19 protein-coding genes are annotated in these 16499 nt (G+C 65.6%); 14 read left to right on the top strand and 5 right to left on the bottom strand.

Annotated features, from left to right (window positions below; all coding sequences use genetic code 11):
• Positions 1–14: 14 nt before the first annotated feature.
• Positions 15–476, top strand: a complete 462-nt coding sequence (locus QFZ47_RS10695) for an EVE domain-containing protein (RefSeq protein WP_307655612.1) — start codon at positions 15–17, stop codon at positions 474–476.
• A gap of 5 nt (positions 477–481) precedes the next feature.
• On the opposite strand, the gene QFZ47_RS10690 is transcribed toward QFZ47_RS10695, so the two are convergent.
• Positions 482–1135, bottom strand: a complete 654-nt coding sequence (locus QFZ47_RS10690) for a MarC family protein (RefSeq protein WP_124961197.1) — start codon at positions 1133–1135, stop codon at positions 482–484.
• 2 nt (positions 1136–1137) lie between these two features.
• Positions 1138–1884 (bottom strand): SDR family oxidoreductase, encoded by a 747-nt coding sequence (locus QFZ47_RS10685; RefSeq protein ID WP_307655611.1) that lies wholly within the window; start codon positions 1882–1884, stop codon positions 1138–1140.
• A 73-nt stretch (positions 1885–1957) separates the two neighbouring features.
• On the opposite strand from QFZ47_RS10685, the gene QFZ47_RS10680 reads away from it, so the two are divergent.
• Positions 1958–2566 (top strand): 2-hydroxychromene-2-carboxylate isomerase, encoded by a 609-nt coding sequence (locus QFZ47_RS10680; RefSeq protein ID WP_307655610.1) that lies wholly within the window; start codon positions 1958–1960, stop codon positions 2564–2566.
• 40 nt (positions 2567–2606) lie between these two features.
• On the top strand, positions 2607–3290 hold the full coding sequence (locus QFZ47_RS10675; protein ID WP_307655609.1) for a dienelactone hydrolase family protein: 684 nt from the start codon (positions 2607–2609) through the stop codon (positions 3288–3290).
• Positions 3291–3325: 35 nt separating this feature from the next.
• Here the strand turns inward: QFZ47_RS10675 and QFZ47_RS10670 are convergent, their stop codons facing one another.
• A complete protein-coding gene (locus QFZ47_RS10670; protein ID WP_307655608.1) occupies positions 3326–4231 on the bottom strand; it encodes a LysR family transcriptional regulator in 906 nt (301 codons plus the stop codon).
• Between the two features lie 250 nt (positions 4232–4481).
• On the opposite strand from QFZ47_RS10670, the gene QFZ47_RS10665 reads away from it, so the two are divergent.
• Positions 4482–4850 (top strand): DUF4148 domain-containing protein, encoded by a 369-nt coding sequence (locus tag QFZ47_RS10665; protein ID WP_307655607.1) that lies wholly within the window; start codon positions 4482–4484, stop codon positions 4848–4850.
• Between the two features lie 93 nt (positions 4851–4943).
• On the opposite strand, the gene QFZ47_RS10660 is transcribed toward QFZ47_RS10665, so the two are convergent.
• Together QFZ47_RS10660 and hemB are read right to left on the bottom strand one after the other, a co-directional pair.
• Positions 4944–6104, bottom strand: coding sequence for a magnesium transporter CorA family protein (locus QFZ47_RS10660; protein WP_307655606.1), 1161 nt, complete (start codon positions 6102–6104; stop codon positions 4944–4946).
• A gap of 3 nt (positions 6105–6107) precedes the next feature.
• A complete protein-coding gene (gene hemB, locus QFZ47_RS10655; RefSeq protein WP_307658924.1) occupies positions 6108–7097 on the bottom strand; it encodes a porphobilinogen synthase in 990 nt (329 codons plus the stop codon).
• A 362-nt stretch (positions 7098–7459) separates the two neighbouring features.
• On the opposite strand from hemB, the gene QFZ47_RS10650 reads away from it, so the two are divergent.
• The 10 genes from QFZ47_RS10650 (at position 7460) to rpsJ (ending at position 16362) form a co-directional block, all read left to right on the top strand.
• Positions 7460–7888: a CopD family protein gene (locus tag QFZ47_RS10650; RefSeq protein WP_015867675.1), complete on the top strand. Its 429-nt coding sequence runs from the start codon at positions 7460–7462 to the stop codon at positions 7886–7888.
• A gap of 14 nt (positions 7889–7902) precedes the next feature.
• On the top strand, positions 7903–9018 hold the full coding sequence (locus QFZ47_RS10645; protein ID WP_307655605.1) for a VanZ family protein: 1116 nt from the start codon (positions 7903–7905) through the stop codon (positions 9016–9018).
• Positions 9019–9050: 32 nt separating this feature from the next.
• On the top strand, positions 9051–9404 hold the full coding sequence (locus QFZ47_RS10640; protein WP_307655604.1) for a (2Fe-2S) ferredoxin domain-containing protein: 354 nt from the start codon (positions 9051–9053) through the stop codon (positions 9402–9404).
• Between the two features lie 72 nt (positions 9405–9476).
• Positions 9477–10112 carry an alpha/beta hydrolase gene (locus tag QFZ47_RS10635; RefSeq protein ID WP_307655603.1) on the top strand — a complete coding sequence of 212 codons (636 nt, stop codon included), beginning with the start codon at positions 9477–9479 and terminating at the stop codon, positions 10110–10112.
• 44 nt (positions 10113–10156) lie between these two features.
• Positions 10157–11326: a D-alanyl-D-alanine carboxypeptidase family protein gene (locus QFZ47_RS10630; protein WP_307655602.1), complete on the top strand. Its 1170-nt coding sequence runs from the start codon at positions 10157–10159 to the stop codon at positions 11324–11326.
• A gap of 172 nt (positions 11327–11498) precedes the next feature.
• Complete coding sequence (gene rpsL, locus QFZ47_RS10625) at positions 11499–11876, top strand: 30S ribosomal protein S12 (RefSeq protein WP_013543948.1); 378 nt, start codon at positions 11499–11501, stop codon at positions 11874–11876.
• A 151-nt stretch (positions 11877–12027) separates the two neighbouring features.
• A complete protein-coding gene (gene rpsG, locus QFZ47_RS10620; RefSeq protein ID WP_101491328.1) occupies positions 12028–12501 on the top strand; it encodes a 30S ribosomal protein S7 in 474 nt (157 codons plus the stop codon).
• A gap of 96 nt (positions 12502–12597) precedes the next feature.
• Entirely contained in the window at positions 12598–14697 is a 2100-nt protein-coding gene (gene fusA, locus QFZ47_RS10615; RefSeq protein WP_307655601.1) for an elongation factor G, read from the top strand.
• A 135-nt stretch (positions 14698–14832) separates the two neighbouring features.
• Positions 14833–16026: an elongation factor Tu gene (tuf, locus tag QFZ47_RS10610; protein ID WP_307655600.1), complete on the top strand. Its 1194-nt coding sequence runs from the start codon at positions 14833–14835 to the stop codon at positions 16024–16026.
• Between the two features lie 21 nt (positions 16027–16047).
• Positions 16048–16362, top strand: a complete 315-nt coding sequence (gene rpsJ / locus QFZ47_RS10605) for a 30S ribosomal protein S10 (protein ID WP_007838118.1) — start codon at positions 16048–16050, stop codon at positions 16360–16362.
• Positions 16363–16499: the final 137 nt, after the last annotated feature.

Here is a 16499-nt window from a genome sequence, read left to right as displayed (position 1 = left end):
GTGACGAGCCCGCAATGCCCCAGTACTGGTTGATGAAATCCGAGCCCGACGAGGTCTCGATCGACGACGCGCTTGCCGCACCCGGCGCCACCGTGGCCTGGACCGGCGTGCGCAACTATCAGGCACGCAACTTCATGCGCGATGGCATGAAGGTCGGCGACGGCGTGCTGTTCTATCACTCGAGCTGCCCCGAGCCGGGCATCGCGGGCATTGCGCGCGTGGCCTCGGGCATCAAGCCCGACCCGACGCAGTTCGACCCGAAGTCGCCCTACTACGACGCGGCCTCGAAAAAGGAAGACCCGCGCTGGCTGCTGGTCGATGTGCAGGCCGTGCGCAAGACGCGCCTGCTCGCGCTGCCCGAGCTGCGCGCCAAGCCCGAGCTGGCCGACCTGGTCGTGCTGCGCAAGGGCAACCGGCTGTCGATCACGCCGGTCGAGCCCGCGCACTGGCGGATCATCGAGAAGATGCTGGCCTGAACGGATCAGCCCACGCGCTGAAGGATCGGAAACAGCTTGCCCAGGCCGTCGGCCATGACCTCGACCGCGAGCGCCGCGAGGATCAGGCCCATGAGCCGCGTCATGATGTTGATGCCGGTCTTGCCGAGCACGCGCGCAATCGGCTGCGCGAGCGAGAACGCCAGCGCGGTGGCCAGCGCCACCACCACGCCGTAGCCCACCAGCAGTCCGAGCTCCCACAGGTGCTGTGTCTTGTCGGCATAGATCACCACGGTGGAGATCGTGGCCGGCCCGGTGAGCAGCGGAATGGTGAGCGGCACCACCGCGATGGACGCGCCCATGGAGGCCTTCACCTCGGTGGCGCGCAGCTCCTCGACGTTGGTCTTGCTCTCGGCCGGCTTGGCGTTGAGCATCGACAGCGAGCTCATGAGCAGCAGCAGGCCGCCGCCCACCTGGAAGCTCGCAATCGAGATGCCGAAGAACGCCAGCAGCTGCAGTCCGAGCAGCGCGCTGACCGCAATCACCACGAAGGCGCTGAAGGCCGACATGCGCACCGTGTGGCGGCGCTGCGCATCGGAATAGCCCTGCGTGTAGTGGATGAAGAAGGGCACGATGGCCAGCGGGTTGACGATGGCCACCAGCGTGACCAGCGGCTTGATCAGGTCCATCGAGGTGCTCACTTCTACCTCCCCCCGGCCACGTCGAGCAGGGCCATGGTGGTGTAGCTGGCCTCGGCTGACAGCAGCCACAGAATGGCGCCGGCTATTTCCTCCGCGCTGCCGGTGCGCTGCATCGGCACGGTGGGCGCCAGCTCGAAGGCGCGGTCGGGCATGCCGCCGGAGGCGTGGATCTCGGTGTCGATCAGGCCCGGGCGCACCGCGTTGACGCGGATGCCCTCGGCCGCCACTTCCTTGGCCAGGCCGATGGTGAAGGTGTCGATGGCGCCCTTGCTGGCCGCGTAGTCGACGTACTGGCCGGGCGAGCCCAGCCGCGCCGCAGCGCTGGAGATGTTGACGATGGCGCCGCCCGATCCACCGTGCCGGGTGCTCATGCGCCGGACCGCTTCGCGCGCGCAGGTGAAGCTGCCGATCACGTTGACGCGGAACATGCGTTCCAGGCGCGCCACGCTCATTTCGTCGACACGGGCCTGCACGTCGACCACGCCGGCATTGTTGACCAGCGCCGTGAGCCGGCCGAGCCTGGCATCGACCTTCTCGAACATGGCCAGCACCTGGGCCTCGTCGCCCACATCGGCCTGCACGGCCATGGCGGTGCCGCCGCCCGCGCGGATGGCGCGCACCACCTCGTCGGCGGCGAGCGAGTTGCTCGCGTAGTTGACGGCCACCGCGTAGCCGCGCCGTGCCGCCAGCAAGGCGGTGGCGGCGCCGATGCCGCGGCCGCCGCCCGTGATCAAGAGAACCTGGTCCAAAACCTACCTCCTGCAGAGAAACCGCGTGTCAGTTAAAACCGTCGGCTTGGATTACATCATCGGGGGCACGGGCATGAGCAGCATTGACAAGACGATCGACTACTACTTTGCGCCACAGAGCCCATGGACCTATCTGGGGCATTCCCGCTTCGCGGCGATTGCCGCGGCGACCGGCGCCACGGTGCGCGTGCGGCCGATCGACCTGGGCAGCGTGTTCCCGGTGTCGGGCGGGCTGCCGCTGGGCAAGCGCGCGCCGCAGCGCCAGGCGTACCGGCTGGTCGACCTCGCACGCTGTTCGCGCCACCTCGGCCTGCCGCTGAACACCAAGCCGAAGTTCTTTCCGGTGGCCAGCGACGACGCGGCCCGGATCATCATCGCTGTCGACATGCACGACGGCACCGAGGCCGCCATGCGCATGTGCGCGGCGGTGTTCGCGGCCGTGTGGGTGCAGGAGCGCAACATCGGCGACCCGAAGGTGCTCGATTCGCTGGTCGTCGAGTGCGGGCTGTCGCCCAGGCGCGCGGAGCAGTCGCAGAGCCAGGCGGTGCAGGAGCGTTACGAGGCTTACACGCAGGAAGCGATCGACATCCAGGTGTTCGGCGCGCCAAGCTATGTCATCGATGGCGAAATCTTCTGGGGCCAGGACCGGCTCGACTTCGTCGAACGTGCGCTGCGCCAGTAACCCGCCATTCTTTTCAGTTGCCATCAAGGAGCAAGACATCATGGGCCAATTCATCGATCTGAAAGCCAAGGACGGCTTCACCTTTCCCGCCTACGTGGCCGAACCGGCCGGCAAGCCGCGCGGCGCGGTGGTCGTGGTGCCGGAGATCTTCGGCGTCAACTCGCACATCCGCTCGGTGGCCGACGGCTATGCGGCGGACGGCTACCTGGCGGTGTCGCCCTCGACCTTCCATCGCGTGAAGCCCGGCGTCGAGCTCGGCTACAGCGACGAAGACATGAAGGCCGGCTTCGCGCTGAAGACCGCGGTCGAGGCGCTGCCCGCGCCCGGCGTGCTGCAGGACATCGAGGCCGCCGTGGCCTATGCGTCCAAGGCCGGCAAGGTGGGCATCGTGGGCTATTGCTGGGGCGGCCTGCTGGTCTGGCGCGCCGCCAGCCTGGTTCCGGGGCTGGCCGCCGCGGCGCCGTACTACGGCGGCGGCATGACCACGCCCGAAGAAACCGCGCGCCAGCCGAAGGTGCCGGTGCTCGCGCATTTCGGCAACCAGGACCACTGGATCCCGCTGGACACCATCGAGGCCTTCAGAAAGGCGCATCCCGAGGTGGAGGTGCACGTCTACGAATCGGGCCACGGCTTCAATTGCGACCAGCGCGGCTCCTACAACGCCGAGGCCGCCAGGCTGGCGCGCACGCGCACGCTCGAATTCTTCGCCAAGCACGTCGGCTGAGCGCGGCAAGGCCCCGGCGGCGTGCCGGGCCTTCTCTATTTCTTTCGCGATCCCGGCCCGGTGCCGATGCGGGTCTGGAGAAAGTCGAGCAGCGCACGCAGCGCGGCGCTGTTGTGGCGCCGCTGCAGGTAGGCGGCCGAGAGCCACATGTCCTTGCGTGCGTACCCCTGCAGCACCGGCACCAGTTCGCCATGCTCGATGTGCGACTGCACGAGGATCGAGGGCAGGTAGATCACGCCGAAGCCGTGCATCGCGACCCGGATCAGCGGCGCGCCCTCGGTGCAGTCCATGCGGCTCTTCACCGGCACGTCCAGCGGCTCGCCGCCGTCGTCGAAGCGCCAGACCGGCTGGGCGCCCAGCAGCGAATGCGTAAGCGCCTCGTGCCCCGCGAGGTCGCGTGGATGCTCGGGCTTGCCGTGCTTCTTCCAGTACACCGGCGAGGCGCAGACGACCATCTCCATGAGCATCAGCTTGCGCACGATCAGGTTGGCATCCAGCACCGGGCCGCTGCGGATGTCGACGTCGATGCCTTCTTCCGCGAGGTCCACCGTGCGGTTGGTCAGCTGCAGGCTGATGCTCACGTCCGGGTAGTAGCGCATGAAGTCGGCCAAGAGGCTCGGAAACTCGCCGTTGCCCATGCCGTGCGGCGCCGAAATCCGCAGCCGGCCGCCGGGCTGCTTGGCGCGCTCCTGCAGCTCGGCCTGCGTGAGCTCCACCATTTCCAGCACCGGGGTGCTGCGCTCGAGCAGCAATTGCCCGGCATCGGTCAGGCTCACGGAGCGCGTGGAGCGGTTGAGAAGGCGCACGCCGAAGCGCGTTTCGAGCTCCGCCACGTACTTGCTGACCGTCGCCTTGGACATGTCGAGCTTCTTGGCCGCGTGCGAGAAGCTGCCATGCGAGGCCACTTCCCGGAAGGTTCTGATCAGATCGAGACTGTCCATGTCAAAGCGTCCATTGTTTCCGTTCCGCGGCCGGCGTGCTTTCGATTCTCGGGGAAGACCGCCTTTTGCAGCCGCCGGCGCGCTTTCCGATCGAGTGCATGCCGCCGGGGCGTGATTGTTTCAATAGAGGAAACACGGTGTCTCTGTTCCATGTGTTTTACAGAAGCCGTTCAGTTGGAAACTCGCCGCACAGGTGAGCGAAAGAGCGAGCCTGGTGGACGAACCATCCAACCAACACAAGGAATTGAAAATGAAGACCTCGCACATCCTCGCCGCCGCTGCCCTGACTCTGCTGGCCGCCACCGGCGCCCAAGCCGAATCCTACGAAGGCGTGAACACCGCCGTCTCGGCCAAGAGCCGCGACGACGTCAACGCCGAAGCCGTGCGCACCGCATCGGCTCCGAACCAGAACGTGACGCGCGGTTCGCGTGGCCCGGAAACGGTCGCCGTGTCGAAGGACCGCTCGCTCGTCGAAGCCGAAGCCGTTCGCACCGCCTACGCTCCCGACCAGAACGTGACCGGCGGCTCGCGCGTCAACAGCAAGGTCATCTCGACGATGGCCCACCCGATGGACGCACGTGTTCAAGCCCAGCAAGGCTCGGGCGCCGTCGCCAAGTAAGACCGGCGAAACCGCTGCTGCCCCTCGCGGGTAGTCAAAAAGGCCACGCAGAGATGCGTGGCCTTTTTGCTTTGGGGCGCGCGTTGCGGGCTTTCAGCGCGTGCGCGCCAGGTAGCGCTTGCGCCAGAAAACCAGCACCAGCAGCAGCGCGATGACCAGCATCGCCGTCATGGCGATCCAGAAGCCGTCGGCCTTGTGCACCAGCGGAATGAACTCGAAGTTCATGCCGAAGATGCCCGCGATGAGATTGAGCGGCAGGAAGATGGCCGTCAGCACGGTGAGCACTCGCATGATGTCGTTGGCGCGGTGGCCCTGCACGCTGAAATGCATCTGCACCGCGGTTTCCGCGTTCTGCTCGAGCCGGTGCACGTGGTGCACCACGCGCTCGATGTGCTCGAGCACGTCGCGGCTCCGCACCATGATCAGTTCGCGCTCGCGCTGCTCTGCTTCGCCCTGGGGGGAAGGCAGGGTTTCGAGCGAATCGATCCAGTCCTGGATGGCCGCGCGCTGGTCTTCGCAGATTTCGTCCAGGTGGTGCAGCGACTGCCGGGCTTCCATCAGCGCGCCCCAGTTGGTGAAGCGGCTGCGCGGATCGATCAGCTCGGTCTGCCAGTGGTCGAGCTGCCGCGTGAGCTCGCGGCGCATGTCCAGGTAGCCGTCGACGATCTGGTTGATGACGCGCAGCATCAGGTCGGCGGTGCCGGTCGGCACGCGGGCCGAGGTGGCGCGCACGTCGAGCGCCGGGGCGCCCTTGTCGTCCGGCGATCCGGCGGCGAGCAGCCGGGCGGCAAAGGCGTCGCGCACCGCGCCGTCCTGGGGGTGCACCGAGAGCAGCACGCGGTCGAACAGCGCAAAACCCACCGGACGGGTGTCGACCCGGCGCAGCACCGGAGGGCCGCGGCGCAATGGCGCGGGAAGGGACGGCTCGCCGCCCGTGCTGCCCTTGCCGTTGCCCAGCGCCGCCTGGCCGGGCCCGCTCGAGAGGCGCCGGAACACCAGCACGTCGTATTGCGAGGTGTAGTCGTAGTGCGACGGCAACTGGTCGTTGAGCAGGTCCGCCACATGCAGGTCGACCAGTTGCGTCTGGCACAGCGACTGCAGGATCTGCTGGACCTCGGGCAGCGAGGCGCGAAACTCGTCCCGCGTGAGCGAAACCCAGAGATAGCCCTGCGCGGCACAGGCTCCGGGCAGCGCCAGAGGCGCCAGCGCCGGATGCTCGCTCACGCGCGAGCGGTCGATTTCGAAGATGCGCATGCGCTATTGCTTTTGCAACAGGCGCACGGCGTCGAGCGCAAAGTAGGTGAGCACGCCATCGGCCCCGGCGCGTTTGAAGGCGAGCAGGCTTTCGAGCACCACCGCGTCGTGGTCGAGCCAGCCGTTCTGGGCGGCGGCCTTGAGCATCGCGTATTCGCCGCTCACCTGGTAGGCGAAGGTCGGCACATGGAATTCGTCCTTCACGCGGCGCACGATGTCCAGGTACGGCATGCCGGGTTTGACCATCACCATGTCGGCGCCTTCTGCAATGTCGAGCCCGACCTCGCGCAGCGCCTCGTCGCTGTTGCCCGGGTCCATCTGGTAGACCTTCTTGTTGCTCTTGCCGAGCGTCGCGGCCGAGCCCACGGCATCGCGGAACGGGCCGTAGAAGGCGCTCGCGTACTTGGCGCTGTAGGCCATGATCCGGGTGTGGATGTCGCCGCGGGCCTCCAGCGCGGTGCGGATCGCGCCAATGCGGCCGTCCATCATGTCGCTCGGCGCCACAATGTCGACGCCGGCTTGCGACTGTGTGAGTGCCTGCTTCACCAGTACCTCGACGGTGGCGTCGTTGAGGATGTAGCCGGTATCGTCGAGCAGGCCGTCCTGCCCGTGGCTGGTGTAGGGGTCGAGTGCCACGTCGGTCATCACGCCGAGCTCCGGAAAGCGCGACTTGAGCGCGGCGACCACGCGCGGAATCAGCCCGTCGGGATTGAAGGCCTCGTCGCCCTCGGGCGTCTTGAGGCTGGCGTCGATCACCGGAAAGAGCGCCATCACCGGGATGCCGGCCTTCACGCATTGCTCTGCCACCGGCAGCAGCAGGTCGAGGCTCAGGCGGTCCACGCCGGGCATCGACGCTACGGCGTCGCGCTTTTTCTCGCCTTCCTGCACGAACACCGGGTAGATGAGGTCGTGCGCCGTCAGCGCATGCTCCCTGACCAGGTTGCGGGTGAAGCTATCGCGGCGCAGGCGGCGCGGCCGGCCGGCGGGGTACATGGCAAAGGAAGATGGCGTCATAAGCGGAAAATTGTGCCTGAAGCCTTCCTTCGTGCGCTCGGCGGCTGTCCAAGTGTTGTCCGACAACCGTCCAGGCGGATAGCCCGAAGGTTCTCTTTTTTCGCGCGGAATTGTCAAAGAATCTGGCCCGAGCCGCTTGAAACTTTGTTTCGCCTTTGTTAAATTCAAAAGCGGGCGGTTTACCGCTCCCCGCTTTTCCTCCCTGAGCGGGTGCCTTGATGTGTGACAGCAAAAGGGCTTCCCAGCCCGACGTGAAGACGTCGGGCTTTTTTTTGTCCGCTGCATCCGCGCCGGCCGCAAAGCACGGTCGGCATGGCGCGGCCGGCCACTAAACTGGCCCCATGCTCTGGGTTAAATCTCTTCACATCGTCTTCATTGCAAGCTGGTTCGCGGGGTTGTTCTACCTCCCCCGGATCTTCGTCAACCTGGCGATGGTGCCGCCCGAGTCCGTGGCCGAACGCGAGCGCTTGCTTCTGATGGCGCGCAAGCTGCTGCGCTTCACCACCTTCCTGGCCATTCCGGCGCTGGGTTTCGGCCTCTGGCTCTGGCTGGGCTATGGCATCGGGCGCGGCCCCGGCAACGGCTGGCTGCATGCCAAGCTGGCACTGGTGCTCGCCGTAATCGGGTATCACCATGCCTGCGGCGTGCTGCTGCGCCGTTTCGTGGCTGGAGGCACGCAGCGCAACGACCGCTGGTACCGCTGGTTCAATGAACTGCCGGTCCTGTTGCTGCTTGGCATCGTGGTGCTGGTGGTCGTCAAGCCGTTCTGAGCCCGGAAGCCACGGTGCAGACGCAGCACAAATCCGCCGCGCTGCCCCTGGCGCTCGCCTATGCGGCGCTGATTGTCTATGCCAGCCTGTACCCGTTCGCCGACTGGCGCGACCAGGGCATTGCGCCGTGGGCCTACCTGTCGGCGTCGTGGCCCAAGTACTGGACAGGCTTCGATTTCGCGATCAATGTGGGTGGCTACGTTCCCTTCGGCTTCCTGTGCGCGCTGGCGGTGCTGCGAACACGGCGCGACGCCAGCGTCTGGCGTGCGGTGCTGCGCGCAACGATGGCCGGCGCGGCCGTGGCATTCGCGATGGAAACGCTGCAGAGCTATCTCCCCGCGCGCATTCCTTCCAATGTCGACCTGGGCCTGAACAGCTCCGGCGCGCTGCTGGGGGCCCTGCTCGCGGCCGGGCTGGAGCGGCTCGGCGCGGTGGCGCACTGGAGCCGCACGCGTTCGCAGTGGTTCGTCGACGACTCCCGCGGCGCGCTGGTGCTGCTCGCGCTGTGGCCGCTGGCGCTGCTGTTTCCGGCTGCCGTGACCTTCGGGCTCGGCCAGGTGTTCGAGCGGCTCGAAGTCGCGGTGTCCGAGTGGCTGCTCGACACGCCCTTCATCGACTGGATGCCGCTGCGCCAGTTCGAGCTGGAGCCGCTGGTGCCCGCCGTCGAACTGCTGTGCGTGATGCTCGGCGCCCTGGTGCCTTGCCTGCTGGCGTTCATGGTGACGCGCACGGTGGCCCGGCGCGCCGTGCTGCTGCCGCTCACGCTGCTCGCGGGCATCGGCGCCTCGGCGCTGTCGGCGGCGCTGAGCTACGGCCCCGAGCACGCGTGGGCATGGCTGGGCCTGCCGGTGCAGGTCGGCATTGCGACGGCGCTGGTTGCCGGCGTGCTGCTGCTCGGAGCGCCGCGCCGGCTGTGCGCGGCCTTGCTGCTGGTGGCGCTGGTGATCCAGTTGAGCCTGCTGAACCAGGCACCCGAGAGCGCGTATTTCGCGCAGACCCTCGCCACCTGGGAGCAGGGCCGCTTCATCCGCTTCCACGGCCTGGCCCAGTGGCTCGGGTGGCTCTGGCCGTTCGCCGTCCTCGCCTATGTGGTGGCCGCGCTGTCGCGCCGGGGCCGGCCGGCCGGCTGATGGCCAGCGGCGGGCGTCACTAAAATCTCCCGATGCCCAGTTCCTCTCCCGCCGCGCCGCCCGGCTACTACGGCCGCCACATCTTCTTTTGCCTCAACGAGCGCAAGAACGGGGAAGACTGCTGCGCCCTGCACAACGCCCAGGCCGGTTTCGACCGCTGCAAGGCGAAGGTCAAGGAGGCGGGGCTGGCCGGTCCCGGCAAGGTGCGCGTCAACAAGGCGGGCTGCCTCGACCGCTGCGCCGGCGGCCCGGTGGCGGTGGTCTATCCCGAAGCGGTCTGGTACACCTTCGTCGATGCCGACGACATCGACGAAATCGTCGAGTCGCACCTGAAGAACGGCCAGGTCGTCGAGCGCCTGTTGCTGCCTCCCGATGTCGGCCGCTGAACTTTCAGCGGAATACCGCGCTCGTACCCTGCACCCAGGCCGCCAAGGCCGCGCATCTCCATTCCCGCCGCCATGAATTCCCAGACCGAAAAGATCCGCCTCCAGGGCGCCGCCGGCGCCATCGAGGTGCAGCGCGACCAGCCGGCCGATGCCGCGCGCGCCGGCATCGCCGTGATCGCCCATCCGCATCCGCTGTTCGGCGGCACCATGGACAACAAGGTGGTGCAGACCATGGCGCGCGCGTTCGTCTCCTGCGGCTGGACCGCGGTGCGCTTCAACTTCCGCGGCGTGGGCGCGAGCGAAGGCGTGCACGACGAGGGGCGCGGCGAATGCGAGGACATGCTGAACGTCGTCGCCCAGCTCGCGCCCGAGGGTCCGCTGGCCATTGCCGGCTTTTCGTTCGGCGCCTTCGTGGCGAGCTGCGCAGCCGAAAAGCTCTGGGCCGGCCGCGACCTGCGGCAGCTCGTGCTCGTCGGCACGGCGGCTTCGCGCTTCTCCGTGGCCACGCTGCCGGCCGAGGCGCACGAGCGCACGCTGGTGGTCCACGGCGAGGCCGACGACACGGTGCCGCTGGCGGCCGTCATGGACTGGGCGCGGCCGCAGTCACTGCCTGTCACGGTTATTCCGGGGGGCGGCCATTTCTTTCACGGACAATTGCCCCTCCTCAAAAGTCTGGTTGCCCGCCATCTTCGCGCGGGTGCCGCATGAAAAGCCTCACGGGCTTGTGTCTTCGTCTCCTCCCCATCTCTCCCATGAATCGTTTTCTTGACGCGTTTCGCGCGCTGGTGCTGACCGCCGCCGCATCGGTTTGCATGATTGCCGCGGCCCAGGCGCCGGCGCCGCCCGAAATTGCCGCGCGCAGCTACCTGCTGCTCGATGTCACGGCCAACCAGATCCTCGCGCAGAAGGACATCGACAGCCCGGTCGAGCCGGCGTCGCTCACCAAGCTGATGTCGGCCTACATCGTGTTCGACGCGCTGCGCGCCAAGAAGATCACGTTGACCCAGACGATGCCGGTCAGCCAGCGCGCCTGGAAGATGCCCGGCTCGCGCATGTTCATCGATCCCAAGATGCAGGTACCGGTCGAAGACCTGATCAAGGGGCTCATCGTGCAGTCGGGCAACGACGCCACCGTGGCGCTGGCCGAAGGCGTGGGCGGCACGGTCGAGCATTTTGTCGAGCTCATGAATGCCCAGGCCCAGGCGCTGGGCATGAAGAACACGGCCTACAAGAACCCCGAAGGCCTCACCGCGTCCGGCCACACCACCACGGCGCGCGACCTGAGCATCCTGGCGACCCGCCTGGTGCGCGACTTCCCGGAAGAAGCCAAGTACTACGCTATCAAGAAGTACCGCTATCCCGGCACGCCGTCGACCAACGACACCAACCGCAACCTGCTGCTGTTCCGCGACCCGACCGTCGACGGCCTCAAGACCGGCCACACCGAGGCCGCCGGTTACTGCATGATTGCCACCGCCAAGCGCGACTTCCCCAACCTGACCGGCGGACGCCGGCTGCTGTCGATCGTGCTGGGCACCTCGGGCGAAACCGTGCGCGCGAACGAATCGCAGAAGCTCCTGAACTGGGGCTACACCGCCTACGACGCGGTCCGTCTGTTCGATGCAGGCCAGCCGGCCGCCACGCCCGCGGTCTGGAAAGGCAAGGCCAACACGCTCAAGCTGGGTCGCCCGGAAGCCATCGTGGTCGCGGTACCGGCCGGTACCGCCAGCAAGATCAAGACCCAGGTGGCGCGCCCCGATCCGCTGGTGGCGCCGTTCACCAAGTACCAGCCGGTCGGCTCGCTCAAGGTGACCCTGGACGACCAGCCGCTGGCGGACGTGCCGCTGGTGGCGCTGGAAGGCGTCGAGCAAGCGGGCGTCTTCGGCCGCGCCTGGGATGCCGTCCGGCTCTGGATCAAGTGATGCTGGTCTACGGCAATTGCTGACGGCGGGGCGGACTGCTATACTCGTGGGCTTTTCGGAATTTTCCGAAGGGTTTCACGTTTTCGTTATTCCCGGCTTCCTTTCCTTGCGTCACGACAAGGCAAGGGCGGTTTCAGAGCCAGAGCCGGGTTGTTTTGGGACTAATTCATTCATGCCAACCATCAATCAACTGGTGCGTCAGGGTCGAACGGTCGAAAAGATCAATTCGAAGAGCCCTGCCATGCAGAACTCGCCGCAACGCCGCGGTGTCTGCACCCGCGTCTACACCACGACGCCCAAGAAGCCCAACTCGGCGCTTCGTAAAGTTGCCAAGGTCCGCCTGACCAATGGCTTCGAAGTCATCTCCTACATCGGCGGCGAAGGCCACAACCTGCAGGAACACAGCGTCGTGCTGGTTCGCGGCGGTCGTGTCAAGGACTTGCCCGGTGTTCGCTACCACATCGTGCGCGGTTCGCTCGACCTGCAAGGCGTGAAAGACCGCAAGCAGTCGCGTTCCAAGTACGGCGCAAAGCGCCCCAAGAAGGCCTAAGCTTTCTTCTTTTCGGAAAAAACAAACGGTGTTCGGTTGCCTTGGCGGGCACATCGAGCGAAGTGACCCAATCCCGGGTCGAGTAAGTGAGAGTCCGAACTGGCTCTCGCGGTACCGGAAACGGTGCCAACTGAAGCAAAGAGGTTAAAAAATGCCACGTCGTCGCGAAGTCCCCAAACGTGAAATCCTGCCGGATCCCAAGTACGGCAATGTCGAGCTGTCCAAATTCATGAACGTGATCATGGAAGGCGGCAAGAAGGCTGTTGCCGAACGCATCATCTACGGTGCGCTCGAATTCATCGAAAAGAAGAACCCGGACAAGGACCCGCTCGAAGCTTTCACCGTTGCCATCAACAACGTGAAGCCGATGGTCGAAGTCAAGTCGCGCCGTGTCGGTGGTGCGAACTACCAGGTGCCGGTCGAAGTGCGCCCGGTGCGCCGTCTGGCGCTGTCCATGCGCTGGATCAAGGAAGCCGCCCGCAAGCGTGGCGAGAAGTCGATGGCCCTGCGTCTGGCCAACGAGCTGATGGAAGCCACGGAAGGCCGTGGCGGCGCCATGAAGAAGCGCGACGAAGTGCACCGCATGGCAGAAGCCAACCGGGCATTCAGCCACTTCCGCTTCTAAGAATCAAACTTCGCTTGGGCGTTGGGTGTTGAGTGTCGGGCGACGTCGCCCGTGCTCGAGGCCCAGCGCTCAACGCATTTAACCCGAAAGTAAATCATGTCCCGCAAGACCCCCATCGAGCGCTACCGCAACATCGGCATCTCCGCGCACATCGACGCCGGCAAGACCACGACGACCGAGCGCATCCTGTTCTACACCGGTGTGAACCACAAGATCGGTGAAGTGCACGATGGCGCCGCCACGATGGACTGGATGGAGCAAGAGCAAGAGCGCGGCATCACGATCACCTCGGCGGCCACCACCTGCTTCTGGAAGGGCATGGCGGGCACGTTCGACGAACACCGCATCAACATCATCGACACCCCCGGCCACGTGGACTTCACCATTGAAGTCGAGCGCTCGATGCGCGTGCTGGACGGCGCCGTCATGGTGTACGACGCGGTCGGCGGCGTGCAGCCCCAGTCCGAAACCGTCTGGCGCCAGGCCAACAAGTACAAGGTTCCGCGTCTCGCGTTCGTCAACAAGATGGACCGTACCGGCGCCGACTTCCTGCGCGTGCGTCAGATGATGGTGGACCGCCTGAAGGCCAACCCCGTCGTGATCCAGATCCCGATCGGCGCCGAAGAGCGCTTCCAGGGCATCGTCGACCTCGTCAAGATGAAGTCGATCATCTGGGACGAAGAAAAGGGCGTGACCTTCAAGTACGGCGAAATCCCGGCCGACCTGGCCGAGGTGTGCGCCGAGTACCGCGAAAAGCTCGTCGAAGCTGCTGCCGAAGCGAGCGAAGAGCTCATGAACAAGTACCTCGAAGGCAATGAGCTGACCGAAGCCGAAATCAAGGCGGCGATCCGCCAACGCACCATCGCTGGCGAAATCCAGCCGATGCTGTGCGGCTCGGCCTTCAAGAACAAGGGCGTGCAGGCCATGCTCGACGCCGTCGTCGAATACATGCCCGCACCGACCGACATTCCCCCGGTCAAGGGCATGGACGAAGACGAAGTGCCGACGACCCGCAAGGCCGACGACAGCGAAAAGTTCTCCGCCCTCGCATTCAAGCTCATGACCGACCCGTTCGTCGGCCAGTTGACCTTCGTTCGCGTCTATTCCGGCGTGCTGACCAAGGGCGACAGCGTCTACAACCCGGTGCGCGGCAAGAAGGAACGCATCGGCCGGATCGTGCAGATGCACGCCAACAACCGCGTCGAAGTGAGCGAAATCCGCGCTGGCGACATCGCCGCCTGTATTGGCCTGAAGGAAGTGACCACGGGCGAAACCCTGTGCGATCCCGCAGCCATTCTGACGCTCGAGCGCATGGTGTTCCCGGAATCGGTGATCTCGCAGGCCGTCGAGCCCAAGACCAAGGTCGACCAGGAAAAGATGGGCATCGCCCTGCAACGCCTGGCACAGGAAGACCCGTCGTTCCGCGTCAAGACCGACGAAGAATCGGGCCAGACCATCATCGCCGGCATGGGCGAGCTTCACCTCGAAATCATCGTGGACCGCATGAAGCGCGAGTTCGGCGTGGAAGCCAACGTGGGCAAGCCGCAGGTGGCCTACCGCGAAACGATCCGCAAGACCGTCGAAGATGCCGAAGGCAAGTTCGTTCGCCAGTCGGGCGGCAAGGGCCAGTACGGCCACGTCGTCCTGAAGCTCGAGCCGCAGGAAGCGGGCAAGGGCTTCGAGTTCGTCGACGCCATCAAGGGCGGTGTGGTTCCTCGCGAATACATCCCCGCAGTGGAAAAGGGCGTTGTGGAAGCGCTGACGCAAGGCGTGCTGGCGGGCTACCCCGTCGTCGACGTCAAGGTCACGCTGCACTTCGGCTCCTACCACGACGTGGACTCGAACGAAATGGCGTTCAAGATGGCCGCCATCTTCGGTTTCAAGGAAGGCGCCCGCAAGGCCGGCCCCGTGATTCTCGAGCCGATGATGGCCGTGGAAGTCGAAACGCCTGAAGACTACGCCGGCAACGTGATGGGCGACCTGTCCTCACGCCGCGGCATGGTTCAGGGCATGGAAGACATGATCGGTGGCGGCAAGGCCATCAAGGCCGAAGTGCCGCTGTCGGAAATGTTCGGCTACTCGACCACGCTGCGTTCGATGTCGCAAGGCCGCGCCACGTACACGATGGAGTTCAAGCATTACGCTGAAGCTCCGCGCAATGTCGCAGAAGCCATCGTGGCTGCTCGCGCAAAGTAAAAGAATGCAGAGCCACGCAGTGCGTGGCCCTCGTTGTCTGCGATCCGGTGCCGCCGCGTTCCCGTGCGAGGCGAATCAGCAATCGGGTGCAGACATAAAACCAATACACGGGAATGCTCTTTCAAGGATTGAAAAATGGCAAAAGGTAAATTCACTCGCACCAAGCCGCACGTGAACGTGGGCACGATCGGTCACGTCGACCACGGCAAGACCACGCTGACGGCGGCGATCGCCACGGTGCTGTCGGCCAAGTTCGGCGGCGAAGCCAAGGCCTACGACCAGATCGACGCGGCGCCCGAAGAAAAGGCCCGCGGCATCACCATCAACACCGCCCACGTCGAGTACGAAACGGCCAACCGCCACTACGCCCACGTCGACTGCCCCGGCCACGCCGACTACGTCAAGAACATGATCACCGGTGCCGCCCAGATGGACGGCGCCATCCTCGTGTGCTCGGCCGCCGACGGCCCCATGCCCCAGACCCGCGAGCACATCTTGCTGGCGCGCCAGGTGGGTGTGGGCTACATCATCGTGTTCCTGAACAAGTGCGACATGGTGGACGACGCTGAACTGCTCGAGCTCGTCGAAATGGAAGTGCGCGAGCTGCTCGACAAGTACGAGTTCCCGGGCGACGACACCCCCATCATCCACGGCTCGGCCAAGCTCGCCCTCGAAGGCGACAAGGGCAAGCTGGGTGAAGAAGCCATCATGAAGCTGGCCGACGCCCTGGACACCTACATCCCGACGCCCGAGCGCGCCGTGGACGGCACCTTCCTGATGCCTGTGGAAGACGTGTTCTCGATCTCCGGCCGCGGCACCGTCGTGACCGGCGCCGTCGAGCGCGGCGTGATCAAGGTCGGCGAGGAAATCGAGATCGTGGGCATCCGCCCGACCGTCAAGACCACCTGCACCGGCGTGGAAATGTTCCGCAAGCTGCTCGACCAGGGCCAGGCCGGCGACAACGTCGGCGTGCTGCTGCGCGGCACCAAGCGCGAAGAAGTCGAGCGCGGCCAGGTGCTGTGCAAGCCCGGCTCGATCAAGCCGCACACGCACTTCACCGCCGAGGTGTACGTGCTGTCCAAGGACGAGGGCGGCCGTCACACGCCGTTCTTCAACAACTACCGTCCGCAGTTCTACTTCCGCACCACGGACGTGACCGGCGCGATCGAGCTGCCCGCGGACAAGGAAATGGTCATGCCTGGCGACAACGTCAGCATCACCGTGAAGCTGATCAACCCGATCGCGATGGAAGAAGGCCTGCGCTTCGCCATCCGCGAAGGCGGCCGCACCGTGGGTTCGGGCGTCGTGGCAAAGATCCTCGACATCTAAGCCGCACGCAAAGGAATCACCATGGCTACCAAGCAAAAAATCCGCATCCGCCTGAAGGCGTTCGACTACAAGCTGATCGACCAGTCGGCAGCCGAAATCGTTGATACCGCCAAGCGCACCGGCGCGATCGTCAAGGGCCCCGTGCCCCTGCCGACCCGCATGAAGCGTTTCGACATCCTGCGTTCGCCGCACGTCAACAAGACGTCGCGCGACCAGCTCGAGATCCGCACGCACCAGCGCCTGATGGACATCGTCGACCCGACCGACAAGACCGTGGACGCGCTGATGAAGCTCGACCTGCCGGCCGGCGTGGACGTCGAGATCAAGCTGCAGTAAACCGGCCTCGCGCCGCGTTTCCTGAAAAGCCCGCTTGCAGAAATGCAAGCGGGCTTTTTTCATTTGTTCCCAACTGTGGCATCCTCGCGCACCGGTATTTTTCGGGGGCAAGCAGGGGCCGGGGCCGAAACGAGGGC

Origin of the sequence: Variovorax paradoxus, from assembly GCF_030815975.1 — a bacterium.
GTDB lineage: Bacteria > Pseudomonadota > Gammaproteobacteria > Burkholderiales > Burkholderiaceae_C > Variovorax > Variovorax paradoxus_N.
The sequence above is the reverse complement of the archived record's forward strand: the minus strand, read 5'-3'. Positions and strand labels throughout refer to the sequence as shown.